The organism is Streptomyces sp. NPDC107581, from assembly GCF_055657175.1.
Genome location: NZ_JBVKBH010000012.1, coordinates 144716 through 167342, shown reverse-complemented (window position 1 = coordinate 167342; position 22627 = coordinate 144716). Strand labels below are relative to the sequence as shown.

The 22627-nt window shown below is 69.8% G+C and carries 22 protein-coding genes, 1 tRNA gene and 1 riboswitch; of the genes, 13 read left to right on the top strand and 10 right to left on the bottom strand.

Annotation, left to right across the window (positions count from 1 at the left end):
* Positions 1-13: 13 nt before the first annotated feature.
* The gene (locus ACZ7P3_RS28610) at positions 14-988 is read right to left on the bottom strand and encodes a GlxA family transcriptional regulator (protein WP_472085971.1); all 975 of its coding nucleotides are present in this window, start codon (positions 986-988) and stop codon (positions 14-16) included.
* Between the two features lie 152 nt (positions 989-1140).
* Between ACZ7P3_RS28610 and ACZ7P3_RS28605 the strand changes: the two genes are divergently transcribed.
* The gene (locus ACZ7P3_RS28605; RefSeq protein ID WP_472085969.1) at positions 1141-1590 is read left to right on the top strand and encodes a hypothetical protein; all 450 of its coding nucleotides are present in this window, start codon (positions 1141-1143) and stop codon (positions 1588-1590) included.
* Between the two features lie 240 nt (positions 1591-1830).
* Here ACZ7P3_RS28605 and ACZ7P3_RS28600 read toward each other — a convergent pair whose 3' ends face one another.
* A complete protein-coding gene (locus ACZ7P3_RS28600) occupies positions 1831-3165 on the bottom strand; it encodes an SGNH/GDSL hydrolase family protein (RefSeq protein WP_472085967.1) in 1335 nt (444 codons plus the stop codon).
* 211 nt (positions 3166-3376) lie between these two features.
* Here ACZ7P3_RS28600 and ACZ7P3_RS28595 point away from each other — a divergent pair, with 211 nt between their 5' ends.
* From ACZ7P3_RS28595 to ACZ7P3_RS28585, 3 genes are all read left to right on the top strand, one after another.
* Positions 3377-4690, top strand: a complete 1314-nt coding sequence (locus tag ACZ7P3_RS28595; protein ID WP_472085965.1) for a DUF445 domain-containing protein — start codon at positions 3377-3379, stop codon at positions 4688-4690.
* 51 nt (positions 4691-4741) lie between these two features.
* The gene (locus ACZ7P3_RS28590) at positions 4742-6370 is read left to right on the top strand and encodes an MFS transporter (protein WP_472085963.1); all 1629 of its coding nucleotides are present in this window, start codon (positions 4742-4744) and stop codon (positions 6368-6370) included.
* Positions 6371-6431: 61 nt separating this feature from the next.
* Positions 6432-7034, top strand: a complete 603-nt coding sequence (locus tag ACZ7P3_RS28585; RefSeq protein WP_472085961.1) for an XTP/dITP diphosphatase — start codon at positions 6432-6434, stop codon at positions 7032-7034.
* Between the two features lie 43 nt (positions 7035-7077).
* Here ACZ7P3_RS28585 and ACZ7P3_RS28580 read toward each other — a convergent pair.
* The 4 genes from ACZ7P3_RS28580 to bcp form a co-directional block, all read right to left on the bottom strand.
* Positions 7078-7161: transfer RNA gene (locus ACZ7P3_RS28580), tRNA-Leu, on the bottom strand.
* Between the two features lie 20 nt (positions 7162-7181).
* Complete coding sequence (locus tag ACZ7P3_RS28575) at positions 7182-7853, bottom strand: HNH endonuclease (RefSeq protein WP_472085959.1); 672 nt, start codon at positions 7851-7853, stop codon at positions 7182-7184.
* Positions 7854-7861: 8 nt separating this feature from the next.
* Complete coding sequence (locus ACZ7P3_RS28570) at positions 7862-8515, bottom strand: HNH endonuclease signature motif containing protein (protein WP_472085958.1); 654 nt, start codon at positions 8513-8515, stop codon at positions 7862-7864.
* A gap of 163 nt (positions 8516-8678) precedes the next feature.
* Positions 8679-9146 carry a thioredoxin-dependent thiol peroxidase gene (gene bcp, locus ACZ7P3_RS28565; RefSeq protein WP_472085957.1) on the bottom strand — a complete coding sequence of 156 codons (468 nt, stop codon included), beginning with the start codon at positions 9144-9146 and terminating at the stop codon, positions 8679-8681.
* Between the two features lie 92 nt (positions 9147-9238).
* On the opposite strand from bcp, the gene ACZ7P3_RS28560 reads away from it, so the two are divergent.
* The 3 genes from ACZ7P3_RS28560 to ACZ7P3_RS28550 all read left to right on the top strand — a co-directional run bounded on the left by ACZ7P3_RS28560 (position 9239) and on the right by ACZ7P3_RS28550 (position 10477).
* Positions 9239-9571 (top strand): DUF3618 domain-containing protein, encoded by a 333-nt coding sequence (locus ACZ7P3_RS28560; protein WP_472085956.1) that lies wholly within the window; start codon positions 9239-9241, stop codon positions 9569-9571.
* A gap of 125 nt (positions 9572-9696) precedes the next feature.
* On the top strand, positions 9697-9999 hold the full coding sequence (locus ACZ7P3_RS28555; RefSeq protein WP_472086174.1) for a GroES family chaperonin: 303 nt from the start codon (positions 9697-9699) through the stop codon (positions 9997-9999).
* Positions 10000-10048: 49 nt separating this feature from the next.
* Positions 10049-10119, top strand: a riboswitch (guanidine-III (ykkC-III) riboswitch).
* A gap of 37 nt (positions 10120-10156) precedes the next feature.
* Entirely contained in the window at positions 10157-10477 is a 321-nt protein-coding gene (locus ACZ7P3_RS28550) for a DMT family transporter (protein ID WP_472085955.1), read from the top strand.
* Between the two features lie 101 nt (positions 10478-10578).
* Here the strand turns inward: ACZ7P3_RS28550 and ACZ7P3_RS28545 are convergent, their stop codons facing one another.
* Positions 10579-13065 (bottom strand): transglycosylase domain-containing protein, encoded by a 2487-nt coding sequence (locus tag ACZ7P3_RS28545; RefSeq protein WP_472086172.1) that lies wholly within the window; start codon positions 13063-13065, stop codon positions 10579-10581.
* Positions 13066-14241: 1176 nt separating this feature from the next.
* Here ACZ7P3_RS28545 and ACZ7P3_RS28540 point away from each other — a divergent pair.
* The 4 genes from ACZ7P3_RS28540 to ACZ7P3_RS28525 are packed head-to-tail and all read left to right on the top strand — an operon-like array spanning position 14242 to position 17588.
* Positions 14242-15042: an ABC transporter permease gene (locus ACZ7P3_RS28540; RefSeq protein WP_472085954.1), complete on the top strand. Its 801-nt coding sequence runs from the start codon at positions 14242-14244 to the stop codon at positions 15040-15042.
* 49 nt (positions 15043-15091) lie between these two features.
* Positions 15092-15856 carry an ABC transporter permease gene (locus ACZ7P3_RS28535; protein WP_472086170.1) on the top strand — a complete coding sequence of 255 codons (765 nt, stop codon included), beginning with the start codon at positions 15092-15094 and terminating at the stop codon, positions 15854-15856.
* 4 nt (positions 15857-15860) lie between these two features.
* A complete protein-coding gene (locus tag ACZ7P3_RS28530) occupies positions 15861-16829 on the top strand; it encodes an ABC transporter ATP-binding protein (RefSeq protein WP_472085953.1) in 969 nt (322 codons plus the stop codon).
* Between the two features lie 9 nt (positions 16830-16838).
* Positions 16839-17588: a DUF1707 SHOCT-like domain-containing protein gene (locus tag ACZ7P3_RS28525; protein WP_472085952.1), complete on the top strand. Its 750-nt coding sequence runs from the start codon at positions 16839-16841 to the stop codon at positions 17586-17588.
* Positions 17589-17785: 197 nt separating this feature from the next.
* Here ACZ7P3_RS28525 and ACZ7P3_RS28520 read toward each other — a convergent pair whose 3' ends face one another.
* The 3 genes from ACZ7P3_RS28520 to ACZ7P3_RS28510 all read right to left on the bottom strand — a co-directional run bounded on the left by ACZ7P3_RS28520 (position 17786) and on the right by ACZ7P3_RS28510 (position 19440).
* Positions 17786-18187: a hypothetical protein gene (locus ACZ7P3_RS28520; RefSeq protein ID WP_472085951.1), complete on the bottom strand. Its 402-nt coding sequence runs from the start codon at positions 18185-18187 to the stop codon at positions 17786-17788.
* 194 nt (positions 18188-18381) lie between these two features.
* Complete coding sequence (rph, locus tag ACZ7P3_RS28515; RefSeq protein ID WP_472085950.1) at positions 18382-19119, bottom strand: ribonuclease PH; 738 nt, start codon at positions 19117-19119, stop codon at positions 18382-18384.
* An 87-nt stretch (positions 19120-19206) separates the two neighbouring features.
* Positions 19207-19440, bottom strand: a complete 234-nt coding sequence (locus ACZ7P3_RS28510) for a PTS sugar transporter subunit IIB (protein WP_014672981.1) — start codon at positions 19438-19440, stop codon at positions 19207-19209.
* Between the two features lie 185 nt (positions 19441-19625).
* Between ACZ7P3_RS28510 and ACZ7P3_RS28505 the strand changes: the two genes are divergently transcribed.
* Together ACZ7P3_RS28505 and ACZ7P3_RS28500 are read left to right on the top strand one after the other, a co-directional pair.
* A complete protein-coding gene (locus tag ACZ7P3_RS28505; protein WP_472085949.1) occupies positions 19626-20918 on the top strand; it encodes a PTS transporter subunit EIIC in 1293 nt (430 codons plus the stop codon).
* A 395-nt stretch (positions 20919-21313) separates the two neighbouring features.
* Positions 21314-22579: a PTS transporter subunit EIIC gene (locus ACZ7P3_RS28500; protein ID WP_472085948.1), complete on the top strand. Its 1266-nt coding sequence runs from the start codon at positions 21314-21316 to the stop codon at positions 22577-22579.
* Positions 22580-22627: the final 48 nt, after the last annotated feature.

Genomic DNA, 22627 nt, shown 5'->3' with positions numbered 1-22627 from the left:
TGCCGGCGTCCGGTCAGCCGGCCGTCCGCGACGTGTCGTTCGCCGAGCGGAACGACCGCCGGTACGCCTGCGGGCTCGTCCCCACCACCCGGCGGAAGCGTTCCCGGAAGGCCGTCGGGGAGCCGAAACCCGCCTGGGCCGCGATCCGTTCCACCGGGTACGGCGTCGACTCCAGCAGGTACTGCGCCCGCCGCACCCGCGCCCGGTGCAGCCACTGCAACGGCGTCGTACCGGTCTGCTCGCGAAAGCGCCGATTGAGGGTACGGCTGCTCATGCGGGCCTGCGCCGCGATCTCGTCCAGGGTCAGATCGCGGTCGCAATGCTCCTCCAGCCAGGCCAGCAGGGGCTCCAGGGTGGCACCCGAGGGCGCCGGGGGCAGGTCGTGGACGATGAACTGGGCCTGCCCGCCCTCCCGTTCCAGCGGCATCACGGACATCCGGGCCGCATGCGCGGCGACCGCCGAACCGTGGTCCTTGCGGATCATGTGCAGGCACATGTCCATCGCCGCGGCGGCACCCGCAGAGGTGAGGAACTGACCGTTGTCGACGTAGAGGACGTTCGGGTCGACGGTGATCCTCGGATACATCGCCGCGAGGTCCGCGGCCGCGCACCAGTGCGTCGTGGCCCGCCACCCGTCCAGCAGACCGGTCGCCGCGAAGACGAACGCACCCACGCAGATCGACGCGATGCGCGTACCGTTCGCCGCCGCCGCGCACACCGCCTCCGCGACGCCCGGCGGCAGCGGCGCGGCCGGGTCGGCGACCCCCGGCAGGACGATCGTGTCCGCCTCCGCCAGGGCCTCCAGACCGTACGGCGCCCGCACCGCGAAGACGCCCGCACCCGCACTCACCTCCCCGGCCGGGGAGCACACCCGCACCCGGTAGGCGGGTCTGCCGTCGGGCAGCCGGGCCCAGCCGAAGGTGTCGATCGGGACGGACAGGTCGAACGGGATCACCTGGTCCAGCGCCAGGACGGCCACGGTGTGCATGGCAGGAACATAGGCCTGCGACGAACTCTCGCCAAATACTCCGGCCAGGCCACTTCCCCTGGAACCCGCGGGAAACACCGCTGGCGAGAATCCGTCGGCCCATGGCAACACCGCCGCTTCTCCAAGATCCGCAGCCCGCCTAATGTCCTCCCGTGACCAAGTTCCTCCTCGCCGTCCACGTCCTCGCCGCGATCGTCGCCATCGGGCCCGTCACCGTCGCCGCCAGCATGTTCCCGCCCGCCGCCCGCCGCGCCCTGGCCGCTCCCGACGACATCCGGGCCGCGGAGACACTGCGGCTGCTGCACCGGATCTGCCGGGTCTACGCCGTCGTCGGCGTCGTCGTCCCGGTCTTCGGCTTCGCCACCGCGAACACCATGGGCGTGCTCGGCAGCGCCTGGCTGATCGTGTCCATAGCGCTCACCGCCCTGGCCGCCCTCGTGCTCGCCGCGCTCGTGCTGCCGGCCCAGACCGCGCTCGTGGAGGACGGCGGCACACGCGAGAAGACCGCACGGCTCGCCATGTTCACCGGAGTGTTCAACCTGCTGTGGGCGGCCGTGACGATCCTGATGATCGTGCGGCCGGGGTCGACCACCGGAGCCTGAGCCGGCCGCCGCGGAGCCCGACGGCCCGCTCCGGAACCTCAGCCACCCACTCCGAACCCTGAGCCCCAGCCGCTCCGGCCCCCGAGTCCCAGCCGCTCCGAACCCCGAGTCCCAGCCGTTCCGGCCCTTGAGCCAACCGCTCCGGACCCTGAACCCCAGCCGCTCCGGCCCCCGAGTCCCAGCCGTTCCGGCCCTTGAGCCACCCGCCCCGGAGTCCGGGCGAAACGCCGTCGGGAGCCCCTACAGCTCCGCCTGCCCCGCGCCCTTCAGGGCGCCCAGGTCGAAGACCTCGCCCATCTCGGCGAAGCCCCGGTCACTGGGGTGCAGATGATCACCGGAGTCGTAGTCGGGGCGCAGCCGGCGCGGGTCGTAGGGGTCCCTGAGGGACTTGTCGAAGTCGACCACGGAGTCGAACACCCGGCCGGCCCGGATCTGGGCGTTGACCCGCTGTCGCACCGCCTCCCGGGCCGGCGTCCAGCCGCGGTGCCCCTTGAAGGGCATCAGGGTGGCGCCGACGACCTTCAGACCGCGGGCATGCGCCTCGCGCACCAGCGTGCGCAGACCGTCGGCGATCCGGTCCGGATCGGCCAGCCGGGGGTTGCGCAGGATGTCGTTGACACCGAGGTCGATGACGACGACCTTGACATTGGTGCGCGAGAGCACGTCCCGGCCGAAGCGGCCCAGCCCGCTCTGGTTCTCGGCCGGGCGGCCGAGGCCGTCGGCGAGGACCTGGTTGCCGCTGATGCCCTCGTTGACGACGCCGTAGCGAGGCAGGGCGTCACCGCTCTCGACCGCCGCGCGCAGACGGCCGGCGAGGATGTCCGGCCAGCGGTGGTTGGCGCCGACGGTGGAGGTTATGCCGTCGGTGATGGAGTCACCGAAGACGACGACGGTGCCGGTGGCCTCGTTGCTCAGGACGTCGAGGTCCGTCAGATAGCGCCAGTACGAGGTCTGTTCGGTGTACGCGCCGCCGGTCGCGTCCTCGGTCCGGTCGCCCTGGGCGACGTACGAGACCTGCCGCGCGTGCGGGTGGTAGGTCACCGGGCCGGACGGGGTGGGCGAATAGGTGGTGACCAGGACGTCCGAGTCGTGCGGGACCGTGAGCCGCACGGCGTCGCTGAGCACCTGGCCGCCGGGCGGGATGACGACACCGGTGCTGCCGTCGAAAGTGAGGCGCCGCATCGTTTCTGCGTCGGCCGCGGCGGTACCGTCCCCCGCCGACAGGGCCAGCGAGGCATGCGTGATGGCCAGCGGGGACTGTCCATAGAGATTGGACAGCGTGACACGGGCACCCGTACCCCCCGTACTCGCATGCACGATGTTGCGCACGGAACGGCCGGCCATCCCACTGGCCTCGGTCCCCGGCTCACCCCCCACGGGCGCCGTGGACCACGCACCGACCCAGGTACCGGCCGAGGCGGGAGCGACAGAGGCACCACGGTGCGGACGGTCACCGGCGACGGCGGCGCGGGAACTGCCGTCGCCGGCGGCCACCGTGACATATATGACGGCGGACAGAACCACGACCAGCGCGACGAGCGCACCCAGGACGGCATAACCATGACGCTTGGTCATGCTTGTGTTGTTCTCCTCGGAAGACGGGAGCCCCAGGCCCCGATCAGATGAGTTCATGATGCGTCATGGGCTCGGCCGACCTGACAGGGCCCTGCCCAAAACCCCCCGCCCAGACAGACGCCGGGAACTCCTGTTCCGTTCCGGGAGTCGGTCAGGAAGGGACAATTGTGTGCGGGATCACCGAACGGGCGGAGCTGGACAGGTGGAGCTGATGGAACACACGGAGACCGAAACACCGAGCCGGACGACGTCGTACCGGACCATGACCGCCTTCACCCCCGCCGACGAGGAACGCCGGCGCGGAGTACGACACATGAAACTCACCGCGACCGGACTGCTGCTCTTCGTAGCCGTCGTCTACATACTCGCCAAATGGGGCTCCCACCAGGGCGCAGGCCCCTGGACGGCATACGTCGCCGCCGCCGCCGAAGCCGGCATGGTCGGCGCACTGGCCGACTGGTTCGCCGTCACCGCACTCTTCCGGCACCCACTCGGACTGCCGATCCCGCACACCGCCATCATCCCGACCAAGAAGGACCAGCTCGGCATCTCACTCGGCGAATTCGTCGGCGAGAACTTCCTCTCCCAGGACGTCGTACGCCAACGACTGCGCACCGTCGGCATCGGCAGCCGCCTCGGCACCTGGCTCGCCGAACCCGAACACGCCGACCGCGTCACCGCGGAACTGGCCACCGCACTCAGAGGCGCCCTGACCGTACTGCGCGACTCCGACGTACAAGCAGTCGTCGCAGAAGCCATCACCCGCCGGGCCAACGCACAGGAAATCGCACCCGGCATCGGCAAAATGCTCGAAAAGATCGTCGCCGACGGCGGACACAAACGCGTCGTCGACCTCGTCGTCACCCGCGCACACGACTGGCTCGTCCTCCACCGCGACGACGTCATGATCGCCGTAGAAGGCGGCGCACCCGGCTGGACCCCCCGCTTCGTCGACAAAAAAGTCGGCGAACGCGTCTACAAAGAACTCATGCGCTTCATCACCGAAATGCGCGACATGCCCTCCCACCCCGCACGCGGCGCCCTCGACCGCTTCCTCACCGACTTCGCCTCCGACCTCCAGTCCGACACCGACACCCGAACCCGCGTGGAACGCCTCAAAGGCGAAGTACTCGGCCGCGGAGAAGTACAGGACCTCATCGCCTCCGCCTGGACAGCCGTACGATCCATGATCGTCGCAGCCGCCGAGGACGAACACAGCGAACTACGACTGCGCGTCCGCGCCGCCCTCCTCTCCCTCGGCACCCGCATGGCCAGCGAACCGAAAGTCCAGGAAAAGGTCGACAGCTGGGTCGAAGGCGCAGCCGTACACATCGTGACCACCTACCGCAAGGAGATCACCTCACTGATCACCGACACCGTCGCCGGCTGGGACGCCGAACACACCACCCGCAAAATCGAGGCACACATCGGCCGCGACCTGCAGTTCATCCGAATCAACGGCACCGTCGTCGGCTCCCTGGCCGGCCTGCTGATCTACGTCGTGTCGCAAGCGCTCGGGGCCTGATTCCACCGGGCGGGGGCACACGATTCCTGTCCTCGACAAGGAGGAGAGCCCATGAGCACGGCGCAGGCCGCCACCGGCCGGACCATCACCACCGACATCCCCGCCCGACTCGACCGCCTCCCCTGGTCCCGCTGGCACTGGACGGTCGTGATCGGGCTCGGCACCGTATGGATCCTCGACGGCCTCGAAGTCACCGTCGTCGGCACCATCGCCGGCCGCCTCGCCGAACCCGGCAGCGGCCTGCCCGTCACCTCCGGCCAGATCACCGGCATCGCCGCCGCACTCTACGTCGCAGGCGCCTGCTCCGGCGCCCTCTTCTGGGGCCGGCTCACCGACCGCCACGGCCGCAAGAAACTCTTCATGATCACCCTGGTGGTCTACCTCGCCGCAACCGCACTGACCGCGATCTCCTTCGCACCCTGGTGGTTCTTCCTCTTCCGCTTCCTCACCGGCTTCGGCATCGGCGGCGAATACGCAGCCATCAACTCCGCCATCGACGAACTCATCCCCGCCCCGTACCGCGGCCGCGTCGACCTCATCATCAACGGCAGCTTCTGGCTCGGCGCCGTCGGCGGCTCCCTGCTCTCCATCGTCGCCCTCAACACCGACCTGCTGCCCGCCAACATCGGCTGGCGCCTCACCTTCGCCCTCGGCGCCGTCCTCGCCCTCGTCATCCTCCTCGTACGACGCCACGTCCCCGAAAGCCCACGCTGGCTGCTCATCCACGGCCGCGAACAAGAAGCCGAAGAAATCGTCACCGACATCGAACAAAAGATCGAAACCGAGACCGGCACACCACTCGCCGAACCCCAGAGCCAACTGGAGATCCACCAACGCAAGAGCATCTCGTTCACGGAGATCGCCCGAACCGTCTTCGGCCACTACCGCAAACGCGCCGTACTCGGCTTCTCCCTCTTCATCGGCCAAGCCTTCCTCTACAACGCCATCACCTTCGGCTTCGGCGCCATCCTCACCACATTCTTCGACGTCCCCACCGACCACACCGGCTACTACTTCGCCGTCATCGCCGTCGGCAACTTCTGCGGCCCCCTCCTGCTCGGCAAACTCTTCGACACCGTCGGCCGCAAAATCATGATCTCCTCGACCTACCTCCTCTCCGGCCTCCTCCTCTTCGGCACCGCCTGGCTCTTCGGCCGGGGATCCCTCGACGCGACCACCCTGACCGCCTGCTGGTGCGTCGTCCTCTTCTTCGCCTCCGCAGGCGCCTCCAGCGCCTACCTCACGGTCTCCGAGATCTTCCCCATGGAAACCCGCGCCATGGCCATCGCCTTCTTCTACGCCCTCGGCACCGCCGCCGGCGGCATCAGCGGCCCCCTCCTCTTCGCCGACCTCACCAGCACCGGCAAAGTCGGCGACACCGTCCTCGCCTTCCAGATCGGCGCGGCCCTCATGTGCGCCGCAGGCCTCGTCGCGGCGTTCCTCGCGGTCAAGGCCGAACGCCGCTCACTGGAAGACATCGCCCGCCCGCTCACCGCGGTGGCGAGCAAGGCCAAGACCGCAGCGAAGAACACCCGGCCGACCGGCACACCAGGAAGCACACAGGGACCCACGGCACCACCGGCACCACCGGCACCACCGGCACCACCGGCACCACCGGCACCACCGGCACCACCGGCACCACCGGCACCACCGGCACCACCGGCACCGAGCAAGCCGTAAGGGCCCCGACCGCCACAGGGCGCCACCGACCGCACAACCCGCCCCAGGGATACTGACCCCCATGACCCGCCTGATCCTCGCCACCCGCAACGCCGGAAAGATCACCGAGCTGAGGGCCATCCTCGCCGAGGCCCGACTCCCCCACGAACTCATCGGCGCCGACCAGTACCCCGACATCCCCGACGTCAAGGAAACCGGCGTCACTTTCGCCGAGAACGCCCTCCTCAAGGCCCACGCCCTCGCCCAGGCCACCGGCCTGCCCGCCGTCGCCGACGACTCCGGCCTCTGCGTCGACGTCCTCAACGGCGCCCCCGGCATCTTCTCCGCCCGCTGGGCCGGCCGCCACGGCGACGACCAGGCCAACCTGGACCTGCTCCTCGCCCAGCTCTCCGACATCGCGGAGGAACACCGGGCCGCGCACTTCGCGTGCGCGGCGGCGCTGGCCCTGCCGGACGGCACGGAGCGGGTGGTCGAGGGCCGGCTGCAGGGTGTGCTGCGGCATGCGCCCACCGGCACGAACGGCTTCGGCTACGACCCGATCCTGCAGCCGGAGGGCGAGAGCCGGACGTGCGCCGAGCTGAGCCCCGCCGAGAAGAACGCGATCAGCCACCGGGGCAAGGCGTTCCGGGCGCTGGTGCCGGTGGTGCGGGAGCTGTTGGGGTGAGACGCGGGAGGGGGGCCACCCAGATGGGTGACCCCCCTCAGTGTGCGGCCGGTGGGACTCGAACCCACACGGGCTTTCGCCCACAGCGTTCTAAGCGCTGCTCGGCTGCCAGTTACGACACGGCCGCGTGCACGGCCATGGTACCGGTCAGGCGGCGTTTGTCTGCGGGGAGCGTCGGCGCCCTCCACGGCACCAGGTGGCGGTGATCGCGTGGCAGTTCGGGCACAACAACCGCAGGTTCTCCCGCCGGTCATCACTCCAGTCCCCGTTGATGTGGTCGACCTCCAGGGTCATGGGCCGGCCCAGCCACTCGGAGGCAACGCCGCATTCGGCGCATGTCTCGGGCACGCCCACTTCCACAAGCGCCCTGCGCAGCAGATGGGTTCTCGTCCGGCGACTGCCGTCGTGCTGGATCAGGATGTCCGCTGCGCGCCTGCGTGGCACGGCCCCTGGACGCCCTCGTTGATGGGCCTGTCCTAGGAAGTGGGCGGTGTCAAGCCCGTCCTCCGTCACCCAGTGGCGGAGCAGGGTGCGCGGTCTGCTGTTGTAGGGCTCCATACCCAGAGCACGGAGCGCATCCGCGATGGAGGTCGCCCCCTCGACCGCACGGCGAAGCACGGCGGCAGCCGGTTTGGCAGGTGCCGCACTCGTTCGCCTCCCCCGCGGCATGTGGGAGACATCGATCCCGAAGTGGTCGAAGCGCCGGAAGAGGTGACGCCGAAGGTCGCCATAAGGCTTGCTGCCGAAGAAGGCGATGACCTCGTCAATGTCGGAACACTGAACGGCAGCTTCGGCCAACCGCTCGCGTGTGTACCGCATGCCCCCGCTCATGCTGCCCCACCCCTGGGGCGCCCCTTGCCACGCCCTCGGTAATGGTCCGTCACCGAATGGCAGTTGGGACAGAGGAGCCGCAGGTTCTCGACGCGGTTGTCCCGCCAGTCGCCGTCGATGTGATCGACCTCCAGCGGGAGCGAACGGCCCCGCCAGACTGCCTGCGTGCCGCAGAGGGCACAGCGCTCCGGGACGCCCACTGCGTTCATTGCCCACTTGAGCCGGTCGCTCGGGATGCGCCGAGCCTGCCCGCTCGGCTGCCGGACGAGCAGGCCTTCCGGTGTTCGGGGACGCCGGGGCTTCCCGCGCCGCGTCGGCACCTGGAAGTGCGAGGTGTCGATCCCGTACGCCTTGATACGGCGGCTGATGTGGGTGTGGTGACCGCCGACGACCCCTAACCCGAGCCGCCGCAGTACCTCGCACATGTTCGTGGAGGCGGCCACCGTCTGCTCCAAGATCTCCCGTGTCCATTTCACCCCCTCGCGCTCGAAGTGCGACACATCCACTCCCAGCTTCCTCATTCGCCCGAGCACGTACCGACGTGTCGGGCTCTTCGGATCCACCCCCAGCCTTTCCAGCGCCTCCGACAGCGTGCGTGCGCCTCGGGCCGCCTGTTCCAGCCGCTCTTTGGTGTATGTACTGGCCCCCATCGGGTCCCCTCTGTTCCGGTCCGTTCCGGCTGCGCGTTCGCAGCTCGTACGGAGTAACGAACCGTTTATCGGACAGTCACGCCCGGAAGGCGGGAGACGGCCGACGGCCCGCGCCGGAGCGTTCCGGGGCGGGCCGTCAGGGAGTGGGAAGGGGGCTCGGGGGTCAGATCCCCAGATCCTTGATGATCTTGGCCACGTGGCCCGTCGCGCGGACGTTGTAGAGGGCCCGTTCGACCTTGCCCTCCTCGTCGACGATCACGGTGGAGCGGATGACGCCCATGTAGGTCTTGCCGTAGTTCTTCTTCTCGCCGAAGGCGCCGTAGGCGTCGAGGGCCTTCTTGTCGGGGTCGGCGAGGAGGGTGATCTTCAGGGACTCCTGTTCGCGGAACTTGGCCAGCTTCTCCGGCTTGTCGGGGGAGATGCCGATGACGTCGTAGCCGGCGGCGGCCAGGAGGGAGAGGTTGTCCGTGAAGTCGCAGGCCTGCTTGGTGCAGCCCGGAGTCAGGGCCGCGGGGTAGAAGTAGACGATGACCTTGCGGCCCTTGTGGTCCGACAAGGACACCTCGTTGCCGTCGGCGTCGGGGAGGGTGAAGGCGGGGGCCACGTCCCCGGGCTGGAGTCGCTCGCTCATCGGTCCAGCGTAACGGGGGGCGTTGCGGCGCAGTGGGTGGTGGAGCTGACAGACTGTCCGGGACAGCATCAGGAGACTTCGGAGGCCGTACGGTGGCGGACACGTCGGACACCAGAACCCCGGCGCAGATCGAGGCGGACATCAAGCGCCGCCGCGAAGTGCTGGCCGAGACCCTCGACGAGATCGGGGTGCGGGTGCATCCGAAGACGATCGTCGGGGATGCGAAGGCCAAGGCCGTCGCTCATGTCGATCACACGGTTGGGCGGGCTTATGTCCAGGTCAATCGGGTGGTGAGTGAGGTGCGGGCGCAGTTCGTCGATGAGGAGGGTGCGCCGCGGCTGGAGCGGGTCGTGCCGGTCGCGCTTGTGGTGGTCGGGGTCGTGGGGCTGCTTGCCGTGGGTTCGCGGCGGCGGCGCAGGGGCTGACGCGGGCCGATGGGAAGAGTGGTGGCCCAGGGTCGTACGGGCTGGTACGGGGCAGGTAGGTTCGAGGCGTGAGCGCCAACAGAAACCAGCAGAGCACCTCTCAGCACGACAAGCTGCCCATTCGGATGCTGCATGACCGGGTGCTGGTCAGGCAGGAGACGGGTGAGGGCGAGCGGCGGTCGGGTGGCGGCATCCTGATTCCGGCGACGGCGGCGGTCGGGCGGCGGCTGGCCTGGGCGGCGGTCGTCGCGGTCGGCCAGAACGTGCGGACCGTGGAGCCGGGTGATCGTGTGCTGTTCGATCCGGAGGACCGGGCCGAGGTCGAGGTGCGGGGCGTGGCGTATGTGCTCATGCGGGAGCGTGATCTGCACGCGGTGGCCGCGGACCGGTTCGAGGGGACGGAAGACTCCACCGGTCTGTACCTCTGATTCTTCGGTTGAAGGGGGCTGGTGACTGCGGTCACCGGCCCCTTTTTGGTGTTTCTTTGCTATGTTCGGAGGAGCCCGACGAGACGCGCCGTACCGGGATGTAGGCAAAGACGACGCACCGAAGAGGAGTCGTCCGTTCGTCTCGGAGGTGTTTGTCGTGGCCTGGGTGCTGCTGGTGGTCGCTGGTCTGCTCGAGGTGGGCTGGTCGATCGGGATGAAGTACACCGATGGGTTCACCCGGCTGGTGCCCAGTGTGTTCACGGGTGCCGGGATCGTTGCCAGCATGGTGTTGCTGTCGTATGCGGCCAGGTCGCTGCCGATCGGTACCGCGTACGGCGTGTGGGTGGGGATCGGGGCGGCCGGGGCGGCGGTGCTCGGCATGGTGGTGCTGGGTGAGCCGGTCACCGCCGCCCGTATTTTCTTCGTCTGTCTGCTGCTGGTCGCCGTGGTGGGTCTGAAGGCGACCGGCGGTCACTGAGTGCTGCCCGTCGGCCGGGCCGGGCTGCCCGGGCTGTCGGCCGGTCGGGCCGGTCGGGCCGGTCGCTCATGGCTGCCCGGGCTGCGCGCCGGCCGGGCCGGTCATTGTGGTTGGCCTGCTGTGATGCCGCCGTCGGTGGTGCCGACGTCGGTGCCTCCGTCCGTGGTCGGGCCGCCGCCTGTGTCGCCGCCGGGTGTGCCTCCGCCGGTGGTGGGGCCGCCGCCGGTGTCGCCGTCGGTGGTGGTGCCGCCGTCCGTGGTGCCGCCGCCGTCGGTGGCCCCGCCGTCGGTGGTGTCTCCGCCGTCGGTGGCGCCGCCGTCGGTCGGCGTGCCGGTGGTGTTGCCGCCGTCGGTCGTGCCGCTGGTCGGTGTGCCGGGGGCGCTGGGGGTGCCGGTGGTGCCGCCGTCGTCCTGGCTGCCGGTGGTGCCGGGTGTGGTCGGGGCCTGCGAGCCGGGGGCCTGGACCTCGGCGCCCTGCTGGAGCTGGAGGTCGAAGTCGGCGACGGGCTTGCCCTTGAGGGCGTTGCGGGTGAACTGGGCCCAGATCTGGGTGGGCGGGCCGCCGCCGTTGATGCGGGGCAGGCCCAGTGCGCCGTACAGGGGCTTGTGGGCGGCGGTGACGGGGTCCTGGCCCATGACGGAGACGACGGTGGCGAGGTCGGGGGTGTAGCCCGCGAACCAGGCGGCGGTGTCCTCTTCGGCGGTGCCGGTCTTGCCGGCTGCGGGGCGGCCTGCGCCCTGGGCGGCGGTGGCGGTGCCGTTGTCGACCACGCTCTGCAGGATGGAGGTGGTGGTGTCGGCGGCTTCGCGGCTGACGGCCTGTTCGACCGGCTGCTGGGGCAGCTTGATCTCTTCGGTGCCGTCCTTGGTGATCTTCTCGATCATCGTGTATGTGCCGTGTTTGCCGTGGTTGGCGAGGGTCGCGTAGGCCTCGGCCATGTCGAGGACGCTGGCGGTGGCGGTGCCGAGGGCGATGGACGGGTAGGGCTGGAGGTCCTTGGTGTCGGCGGGGATGCCGAGGTCGACGGCGGTCTGCTTGACCTTGGCGGGGCCGACGTCGACGGCCATCTGGGCGTAGACGGCGTTGACCGAGAGGTCGGTGGCCTTGCGGACGGTGATGTCGCCGTAGGACTTGGAGTCCTCGTTCTCCGGGGCGTAGGCGCCGCCGGTCCAGCCTTGTACGGGGCGCTTGTTGGTGCCGTCGTAGTAGGTGTTCGGGCTGATGGTCTGGCCGTCCTGGGTGGCCGAGCCGTTCTGGACCGCGGAGGTGAACACGAACGGTTTGAAGGTGGAGCCGACCTGGAAGTCGCCGCGGGTGGCGCCGTTGGTGAACTGCTTCACGTAGTCGATGCCGCCGTACATGGCGACGACCTTGCCGGTCTTGGGGTCGACGGAGGCGCCTCCGGCGCGGACGGACTTGTCGGCCTTGTTGTTCTTCTTGTCCAGCTTGGACATCAGCTGGTCGTTGACGGCGTCGACGAAGGCGTCCTGCTTGTCCTTCTGGATGGTGGTGGTGATGCGGTAGCCGCCTGCGGCGAGCTGGTCGGGGTCGATGATGTTGTTGGTGGTCAGGTAGTGCTTGACCGCTTCGACGAGGTAGCCGCGCTGGCCGGAGAGGCCGGTGGAGATGGTCTGCTGCTTCGGCATGGGGAACTTCATGCCGGTGCGCTTGGTTTCGCTGAGCCAGCCCTGCTTGACCATGCCGTCCAGGACGTAGTTCCAGCGGGCGACGGCGGCGGTCTTGTTCTCCGGGTGGGCCACGACGTCGTACTCGCTCGGCGCGTTGACGAGGGCGGCGAGGTAGGCGGCGCGGGCCGGGTCGAGGTCGGTGGCGTCCATGCCGTAGTAGGCCTGGGCGGCGGCCTGGATGCCGTAGGCGTTGCGGCCGAAGTAGCTGGTGTTGAGGTAGCCCTCGAGGATCTCGTTCTTGGACTTGTTCCGGTCCAGCTTGATCGAGATGAAGAATTCCTTGGCCTTGCGGGTGACGGTCTGTTCCTGGGCCAGGTAGTAGTTCTTGACGTACTGCTGGGTGATGGTGGAGCCGGACTGCTTGCCCTTGCCGGTGGCGGTGTTCCAGCCGGCGCGGAGCATGGCCTTGGGGTCGATGGCGGACTCGGTGTAGAAGTCGCGGTCCTCGGCGGCCAGTACGGCGTGCTGGGCGTCCTTGGAGATCTGGGCGAGGGTGACGTTCTCGCGGTTGATCTGGCCGTCGCGGGCGAGCTGGGAGCCGTCGGCGTAGAGGTAGACGTTGCTCTGCTTGGTGGCGAGGGCGTTGGCCGGCGGGATGTTGACGAGTGAGTAGCCGACGAAGAAGAGGCCGACGATCAGCAGGATGCCGATCACGAAGGTGCCGAGGACCATGCGCCAGGTGGGGATGAGTCGCCGCCATCCGGTCCGCTTGGGCCGCTTGGGCTTCTTGCCGCCCTTGCCTCCGCCGCCGGCTGCGCCGCCTCCGCCGCCTCCGCCGCTCGCCGCGAGGGCGGTGGTCTCGTCGGCGGGGCCGGTTTCGGGGGTGCGGGTGGCCGCGGTGCCGGACACGCCGGTCGCGCCGGTTTGGGCTGCCTTGGCGGTGGCGGTGGCGCCGGCCATGGCGGCCTTGGCCGCGCCGGCCGCCGGGGCGGTCTGGGCGCCCTTGGCCGTGGCGCCTGCCGTGGCGGCCTGAGCCGCACCGCTCGCCATGGCGGCCCGGGGGCCGCCGGCCGCGCCGCTCGCCGTGCCGGGCCGGGTCGGCTGGGCAGGCTCGGTCTGCTGGGGGGCCTTGACCCGGCGGAGGACCTGGGTGGTCTCGGGCGGGGTGTTCTTGGGCGCCGGGTTCTTGCCCGTCTGCGGGGCGGCGGCCGTCTCGGCGGCGCCTGCCGTCCGGGACGCGGGGTCCGCCGAGGCGGCCGGCTTGATGCGCCGAAGGACCTGGGTGCTCTCGGCCGCGTGGGGCTGCTCGGGCCGCTTGGGCTGCTCGGACGCGTGAGGCTTCGCGGTCCCCTGGGTCTCCCCGGACCGCTTGGGTGCGGCGGCCTCCTGAGACTTCTCGGGCGACCGGGGCGTGGACGTCTGCGGGCGCCGAGGGCTCTCGGGCGCCTTGGAGGCCTCGGACGCCGCGGACGCCTTGGGTGCCTCGGGCGTCGGGGCCCCCTCCGCCCCCTTGGATCCCTCGGGTCGCTCGGGTCCCTCACCCGTTCGGCTGTCCGTGCCGGTCCGTCCCGTGCGACTCATTTGGGCGGCCAGCGCCGCCCGGCGTGCCCGCGCCGCCTGTACCGCGCCGGCGCCCGGAAGCGACTGGTCGCCGGACGGCCTGTCGGCCCCGGCCTCGGAACCGGCCCCGGCCGCCGTACCCGTCTGCTCCTGGGCAGCGCGAGGCGTCGCGTTCTCGCGGGCGGTCGGCCTGCCCTGTCCGGGGCCCCCGCCGGGTCGGCCGCCCGATCCGGGGGACGCCTTGTCGGAGGCCCGGGTGCGGGCCCCCTGCTCTGCGGTGCGGCCCCCCTGTTCCCCGGGCCCTTCAGCCGGCAGCGGCTTTTCCGGCGTGCCGCCCTCGTTCTGCTGCTGCGGCTGCGGCTCGTCGCTCATGTCGTGCACGGACTCCTGTTTCGCGTCGTACGTTCCCGTACGCCTCGTACGCCATCTGCGCCCCCTGTTTGAAGACTCTCGCACCTGGCGTTCCGTTCCCGGATTCCGGCACGCTTCCGGCACGGATAATGCGTGGCCGGCTGCCGGGCCTCCGGACTAGGCTCCTGCGCTTCGGTGTCGAGCAGTCCAGGGAGGTTGACTGACGTGGGCGCGGGACGGTTGTACGTGGCCGTCGCGGCGGGGGGATTCAGACGGTACGCGACGTATCGGGCTGCGACTGCGGCAGGGGTGTTCACCAACACGGCCTTCGGGCTGATTCTGGTGTACACGTATCTGGCGCTGTGGGACGAGAAACCGCACCTCGGAGGGTACGACCAGGCGCAGGCCGTGACCTATGTGTGGCTGGGGCAGGCGTTCCTGTCGACGCTCGCGATCGGGGGCGGTGGTGCCGAGGACGAGTTGATGGAACGCATCCGTACGGGGGACGTGGCGATCGACCTGTACCGGCCCGTGGATCTTCAGCTGTGGTGGCTGGCCGCCGATCTGGGCCGGGCGTTCTTCCAGTTGCTGGGCCGGGGGCTGGTCCCGTTCGTCTTCGGGGCGCTGTTCTTCCCGGTGTCGCTGCCGACGGACGCGGGCACCTGGGTGGCCTTCTGCGTCGCCGTGCTGCTGGCCATGCTGGTCGGCTTCGGGATCCGTTTCCTGGTGGCGTTGAGCGCGTTCTGGCTGCTGGACGGTGCGGGGGTGTCGCAGATGGCGTGGCTGCTCGGGTTCTTCTGCTCGGGGATGCTGCTGCCGCTGAACGTGTTCCCCGGGGTGCTCGGGGAGGTCGTACGGGCGCTTCCGTGGTCGTCGCTCCTGCAGGCGCCGGCGGATGTGCTGCTGGGGCACGCGGATCCGCTCGGGACCTATGTGTTCCAGGGGGCGTGGGCGGTTGTGCTGCTGGGCGCGGGCCGGCTGGTGCAGTCGGTGGCGACGCGGCGGGTGGTGGTCCAGGGTGGGTGAGGGCGGCCGTGTGGCGGAGGGCGTGCGGGCCTACCGGCTGATCGCGGGGATGTGGCTGCGGTCCACGATGTCCTATCGGGCGTCTTTCGCGATGACCACGTTCGGGAACTTCGCGGCGACCTTCTTCGACTTCGTCGCGATCATGCTGATGTTCTCGCGGGTGGATGCGCTGGGTGGGTACTCGCTGCCGGAGGTGGCGTTCCTGTACGGGCTGTCGGGCGTGTCCTTCGGGCTGGCCGATCTGGCGATCGGGTCGATGGACCGGCTGGGGCGGCGGGTGCGGGACGGCACGCTGGACACGCTGCTGGTGCGGCCGGTGCCGGTGCTGGCGCAGGTGGCGGCCGACCGGTTCGCGCTCAGACGGCTGGGCCGGGTGGCGCAGGGGTCGCTGGTGCTGGGCTGGTCGCTGACCCGGGTGGACATCGAGTGGACGGCGCTGAAGCTGCTGCTGATGCCGGTGATGGTGGTGAGCGGCTTCGCGATCTTCTGTGCGGTGTTCGTGGCGGGGGCGGCGTTCCAGTTCGTGGCGCAGGACGCCTCCGAGGTGCAGAACGCCTTCACGTACGGCGGTACGACGCTGTTGCAGTATCCGCCGACGGTGTTCGCGAAGGAGCTGGTGCGCGGGGTGACGTTCGTGCTGCCGCTGGCCTTCGTCAACTGGCTGCCCGCCACCTATGTGCTGGGGCGGCCGTATCCGCTGGGTCTGCCGGAGTGGGTGGCGTTCGCGTCGCCGCTGGTGGCGGTGGGCTGTTGTGCGCTGGCGGGGCTGGCCTGGCGGGTGGGCCTTCGTTCGTATCGGAGTACAGGGAGCTAGCACGGTGCCGGACAGTGGGTTCATTGCGCTGGAGAAGGTCGAGAAGGTCTTCGAGGTGCGCAGGAAGACCGGGTTCCTCAGACGGGAGCGGCGGCAGGTGCGGGCGGTGGACTCGATCTCGTTCACCGTGGCGCGTGGTGAGATGGTCGGCTACATCGGTCCGAACGGTGCCGGGAAGTCGACGACGATCAAGATGCTGACCGGCATCCTGACGCCGAGCGCGGGCCGGCTGCGGGTGGCGGGGATCGATCCTTCGCGGGAGCGGACGCGGCTGGCGCATCGCATCGGTGTGGTGTTCGGGCAGCGGACGACGCTGTGGTGGGACCTGCCGTTGATCGACTCCTACCGGCTGGCGCACCGGATGTACCGGATTCCGGATGGTCGTTACCGGGAGAATCTGGACCGGTGTGTGGAACTTCTGGAGCTGGGTGATCTGTTGGACGTGCCGGTGCGGCAGCTGTCGCTGGGCCAGCGGATGCGGGGGGACATCGCGGCGGCGCTGCTGCACGATCCGGAGGTGCTGTATCTGGACGAGCCGACGATCGGTCTGGATGTGGTGTCCAAGGCCAAGGTGCGGGGGTTCCTGAAGGAGTTGAACGCCGAGCGCGGGACGACGGTGCTGCTGACGACGCACGATCTGCAGGACATCGAGCAGTTGTGTTCGCGGGTGATGGTGATCGACCACGGCCGGCTGATGTACGACGGTGCGCTGGCGGGGCTGCACGAGGCCGGGGAGGGCGAGCGGACGCTGGTGGTGGATCTGGAGCGGGAGCTGCCGCCGATCGAGGCGCCGCCGTGCCGGGTGGTGCGGGTGGAGGGGCCGCGGCAGTGGCTGGCGTTCCCGGCGGGGCAGTCGGCGGCGCCGCTGGTGGCGTTCATCGCGGCCGAGTATCCGCTGGTGGATCTGTCGGTGCGGGAGCCGGACATCGAGGCCGTCATCGCGAAGATGTACGCGGAGAAGGCGGTCTCGTAGGCTTCTGTCATGAGCGACGACGCAGTCCCGGAACTCCGCGCATCCGATGCTGACCGTGAAAGGGTCGCCGAGGTGCTGCGGGAGGCTGTCGCCGAGGGGCGCCTGGACATGGGGGAGTTCGAGGAGCGGCTGGAGGCCGCGTACAAGGCGCGTACGTACGCCGAGCTGGCGCCGATCACCCGTGACCTTCCGGTGTCCGGGCCGGTGGCGTCCCCGCCCGTGTCCTTCACCAAGGAGCCGGTGGAGAGCGGGAGTTGGGCGGGCCGGATCGTGGGCGGCTCGGGGACACCGCAGACCGCGATCGCGATCATGTCCGGGTTCGAGCGCAAGGGCCGCTGGACGATGCCCAAGCGGCTCAACTGCGTCGCCTTCTGGGGCGGTGGGGAGCTCGATCTGCGGGAGGCGAACTTCGCGGACCGCGAGGTCGAGATCAACTGTGTGGCGATCATGGGCGGGATGCAGGTGATCGTGCCGCCGGGGGTCGAGGTCGTGGTGCGCGGGATCGGTGTCATGGGCGGCTTCGAGCACCCCAGGGACGACGAGCATCCCGATCCGGGTGCGCCGCGGGTGGTGATCAGCGGCTTCGCGTTCTGGGGCGGGGTCGGTGTGGAGCGCAGGGTGACCCGGGCCGAGCGGCAGCGGCTCAAGGAGCAGCGCCGCCAGGAGCGGGTGGAGCGCCGGGAGTCCCGGCACGAGCTGCAGCGGGCGCGGCACGAGGAGCGCCGGGAGGGGCGGGAGAGGCGCCGGCACGGGGAGTGACGGGGCGCGCCGACCGGGACGGGGAGTGACGGGGCGCGGTCACTGGCGCGGGGGGTGCTGAGCGCACTCCCCCGGCTCTGCCGTCTTCTTCCGGCGCCGGTCGGTCGCCTTCTCCCGGCTTCGCCGTCACCTTCCGGCTTCGCCGCCGTCTTTCGACTCGGCCGTCTTCTTCCGGCTTTGCCCCGGCCCTGTCGTCGCTACGGCGTGCAGACCTTGGTCAGTTCGCCGGCCGCGTCGGTGATGGGGCCGACGTCGGGGGTGCGGTCGCCGTTCCTGATGGCCGTGCGGACGTTCCCCACGGCCTTGTCCAGGTTGTCGACCGCCTTGTTGACGTCGGTGTTGTCCGTCTTGTCGCCGATCTTCTTCAGGTTCTTGTCGATGGCGTCGAGGGAGGCGTCGGCCTGGGTGGGGTCGTTCGCCGCGTTCTCCACGGCCTGCTGGAGGTCGGTGACGCTGTCGGCGATGGAGTCGGCGGTCTGCACGCAGTCCAGGGCCTTGCTGACGGCGTCGCAGCCGCTGGTGAGGCCCGCGGTGAGTGCAACGGTCGCGACGGCGGCGGCGACCGCGGTGAGGCGGCCTCGGCGTCGGGTGGCGGCCATGGTGGTGTGTTCCCTCCCCTGATACGGCTGGCCGGGCGCACGGTGATGGCCGTACGCCCGCATCCATAGGGACGCCTGGGAAGGGGGCGGGGGTTGCCCGCCGTACACCCGATGTTTGGTGTTCCCTTTACCTTTCGGGCTGTTTTCGGGCTGTTTCCGGACTCTTTTCGGGCTGTCCGCGCGTTGCCCGCGGGCTACTTCTCGAGGGTGCGGGCCAGCGCGGCCTGCTGGATCGCGGTCAGCTCGGAGCAGCCGGTGACGGCGAGGTCGAGCAGGGCGTTCAGTTCCTCGCGGGCGAAGGGCTCGGCCTCGGCGGTGCCCTGGACCTCGACGAAGCGGCCGTCGCCGGTGCAGACGACGTTCATGTCGGTCTCGGCGCGCACGTCCTCCTCGTAGCAGAGGTCGAGGAGGGGGACGCCGCCGACGATGCCGACCGAGACCGCGCTCACGGTTCCGGTCAGCGGCTGGCGGCCGGCCTTGATCAGCTTCTTGCCCTGGGCCCAGGAGACCGCGTCGGCGAGGGCGACATAGGCGCCGGTGATGGCGGCGGTGCGGGTGCCGCCGTCGGCCTGGAGGACGTCGCAGTCGAGGACGATGGTGTTCTCGCCGAGCGCCTTGTAGTCGATGACGGCGCGCAGGGAGCGGCCGATGAGCCGGGAGATCTCGTGGGTGCGGCCGCCGATCTTGCCCTTGACGGACTCCCGGTCGCCGCGGGTGTTCGTGGCGCGGGGCAGCATGGAGTACTCCGCGGTGACCCAGCCCTCGCCGCTTCCCTTGCGCCAGCGCGGGACTCCTTCGGTGACGGAGGCCGTGCAGAAGACCTTGGTGTCGCCGAAGGAGACGAGGACGGAGCCCTCGGCGTGCTTGCTCCAGCCGCGTTCAATGGTGACCGGGCGGAGCTGTTCGGGGGTGCGGCCGTCGATTCGAGACATGGCAACGAGCCTATCCGGAGTGACTCAAGGGGCTCCTCCCGCGGTGGGAAGAGCCCCTTTCAGGTGAACCCGGGTGATCCCGAGGGCTCACATCATGTCTTCGATCTCCGCGGCGATCGGGTCGGCGTCGGTGCCGATGACGACCTGGATGGCGGTGCCCATCTTGACGACGCCGTGGGCGCCGGCGGCCTTCAGGGCGGCCTCGTCGACCAGGGCGGGGTCGGACACCTCGGTGCGCAGCCGGGTGATGCAGCCCTCGATCTCCTCGATGTTGTCGATGCCGCCGAGGCCGGCGACGATCTTCTCAGCCTTGCTGGCCATGTTCCTTCTCCCTGATCCGAACCGCTTTGTCGCAGTAACCCACAGTTGGCCCATCTTTGCGAGCGGTCGTGCCGTACGTGCCCAATGATGGCGATCACGACAGCGGAACCGTCCGCCGACTGGTCTACACCACCGTGGGGACGGTCGCCAAACCGCGCCGGGTGAAGCGGCCAGGGAGGACGCCGATGAGCGCCGAAAGCACGGTCAGTCCCGCGCGCGCCCGCTGGCACAAACTCTTCCAGGGCCTGCAGAAGATGGGCCGCAGCCTGCAGTTGCCGATCGCGGTGCTGCCGGCGGCGGGCCTGCTGATCGGGCTGGGCCAGCCCGGCGTGGTCGGGGGCCAGGGCCTGGGCTGGACGACGGTCGCCCAGGTGATGCAGGGAGCGGGCGGCGCCCTGCTCGACGGTTCGCTGGGCCTGCCCCTGCTGTTCTGCGTGGGCGTGGCGATCGGGATGGCCAAGAAGGCGGACGGTTCGACGGCGCTCGCGGCGGTGGCAGGCTTTCTCGTCTACTACGGGGTGCTGCACCAGTTCCCCGAGGACTGCCCCGGTGGTTCCAAGGCCGTTCCGCAGGTCGGCTGCCAGGTGATCAGCGGCGGCTCGGTGTCGCCGTTCACGTTCCAGAACCCCGGGGTCTTCGGCGGCATCGTCATGGGGCTGCTGGCGGCCTTCTTCTGGGCCCGTTTCCACCGCACCAGGCTGGTCGACTGGCTGGGCTTCTTCAACGGACGGCGGCTCGTCCCCATCATCATGGCGTTCATCGCCATCGCCTTCGCGGTGCTGTGCCTGTGGGTCTGGCCGCCGATCGGCAGCGGCCTGGAGGGCTTCAGCCGCTGGCTGCGGGACGCGGGGTCGTGGGGTGCGGGCGTGTTCGGCGTCGCCAACCGTGCGCTGCTCGTGGTCGGCCTGCACCAGTTCCTGAACGTGCCCATCTGGTTCCAGTTCGGGAGCTACACCAAGCCGGACGGCACGGTGGTGCACGGCGACATCAACATGTTCCTGGCGGGCGACCCGCACGCGGGCCAGTTCACCACCGGCTTCTACCCGATCATGATGTTCGCGCTCCCGGCGGCCGCGCTGGCGATCACCCACTGCGCCAAGCCGCACCGTCGCAAGGAGGTCGGCGGGCTGATGCTCTCCGTGGCGCTGACCTCGTTCGTGACCGGCATCACCGAGCCGATCGAGTACTCCTTCCTCTTCATCGCGCCGCTGCTCTACGCGGTGCACGCGCTGCTCACCGGCGTCTCGATGGCGGTGACCTGGGCGCTCGGGGTGCACGACGGGTTCAGTTTCTCGGCGGGTCTGATCGACTACGTCATCAACTGGAACCTGGCCACCAAGCCCTGGCTGATCATCCCGATCGGTCTGTGCTTCGCGGCCGTCTACTACGTGGTCTTCCGCTTCGCGATCACGAAGTTCGACCTGAAGACTCCGGGCCGTGAGCCGGAGGAGGACGTCGAGGACGTCACCAAGCTCTGACGGCAGCCCCGGGCCGGCGTCACAGCCGCCGGGGTCACCGGGGTCCGGCGCGTCACCGCCGCCGAGGTCCGGCATCACCGCCGCCGAGGTCCGGCATCACCGCCGCCGAGGTCCGGCGTCGCAGTTGCAAGGGATCCGGCGTCGCGGTCACCGAAGTCCGGCGTCCCGGCTGCCGGGGTCCGGCGTCGCACAGGGCCGCTCGGAGTCTGCCCGGAGTCTGCTCAAAGAGGCCTTTCGGCCGGTACGGCGCGTAGCGCTGCGGTAGCGGATTCGCGGGTTCCTTATACCGCCTTCATCGTGCTACAACAGGTCTACACCACTGGGTGGTGTAGACCAGAGACGCTGCCGTCCCCTTCCATGGTTCCCGGGCGGCGCCCTGCCCCCTGGAGGAACTTGTGACCACGGCCAGCGCCGCCCCCGCGGCGGACAAGAAGAAGGGCGCCGGGGTGATGGCTGTGCTGCAGCGCATCGGCCGCAGCCTGATGCTGCCGGTGGCGGTCCTGCCGGCCGCCGCCCTCCTGGTGCGCCTCGGCAACACCGACATGCTGGGCGACCCGAGCTACCCCGCGTTCCTCACGAAGATAGCCTCCTTCATGGCGGCCGGCGGCAACGCGATCCTCGACAACATGGCGCTGCTGTTCGCCGTGGGCATCGCGATCGGCTTCGCGAAGAAGTCGGACGGCTCGACGGCGCTCGCCGCGGTCGTCGGCTACCTGGTCTTCAAGAACGTGCTCGGCACGTTCACCGACAAGAACCTGCCCAAGGTGGCGACGGCCGTCGACGGCAAGGTCGTCATGATGAACGCCCCGGCCGACGCCAAGGTCCTCGGCGGCGTGGTGATGGGCCTCACCGTCGCCCTGCTCTACCAGCGCTTCCACCGCACCAAGCTGCCGGACTGGGCGGGCTTCTTCGGCGGCCGCCGTCTGGTCCCGATCCTGTCGGCCCTGGCCGGCCTGATCCTCGGCATCGTCTTCGGCTACATCTGGCCGGTCCTCGGCACCGGTCTGCACAACTTCGGTGAGTGGCTGGTCGGTTCGGGCGCCGTCGGTGCCGGCATCTTCGGTGTCGCCAACCGCGCGCTGATCCCGATCGGCATGCACCACCTGCTGAACTCCTTCCCGTGGTTCCAGGCGGGCGACTACCACGGCAAGAGCGGCGACATCGGGCGCTTCCTGGCCGGTGACCCGACCGCGGGCCAGTTCATGACCGGCTTCTTCCCGATCATGATGTTCGGCCTCCCGGCCGCCTGCCTCGCCATCGTGCACTGTGCCCGCCCGGAGCGCCGCAAGGTGGTCGGCGGCATGATGTTCTCGCTCGCGCTGACCTCGTTCGTCACCGGTGTCACCGAGCCGATCGAGTTCACCTTCATGTTCATCGCGCCGGTCCTGTACGCGATCCACGCGGTCCTCACCGGCATCTCCATGGCGCTGACCTGGTCGCTGGGCATGCGGGACGGCTTCGGCTTCTCGGCCGGCGTGATCGACTGGGGCCTGAACCTGGGCATCGCGAGCAACCCGTGGGGTCTGATGCTGGTGGGTCTGTGCTTCGGCGTCGTCTACTACGTCGTGTTCCGCTTCGCCATCATCCGGTTCAACCTGCCCACCCCGGGCCGTGAGTCGGACGAGGAACTGGCGGAACTCCTGAAGGCCGAGGCCAAGTAGGCCGCCGCGGTCATCGCGACAGAACACGAATTCCCCGGCCGTGCATCG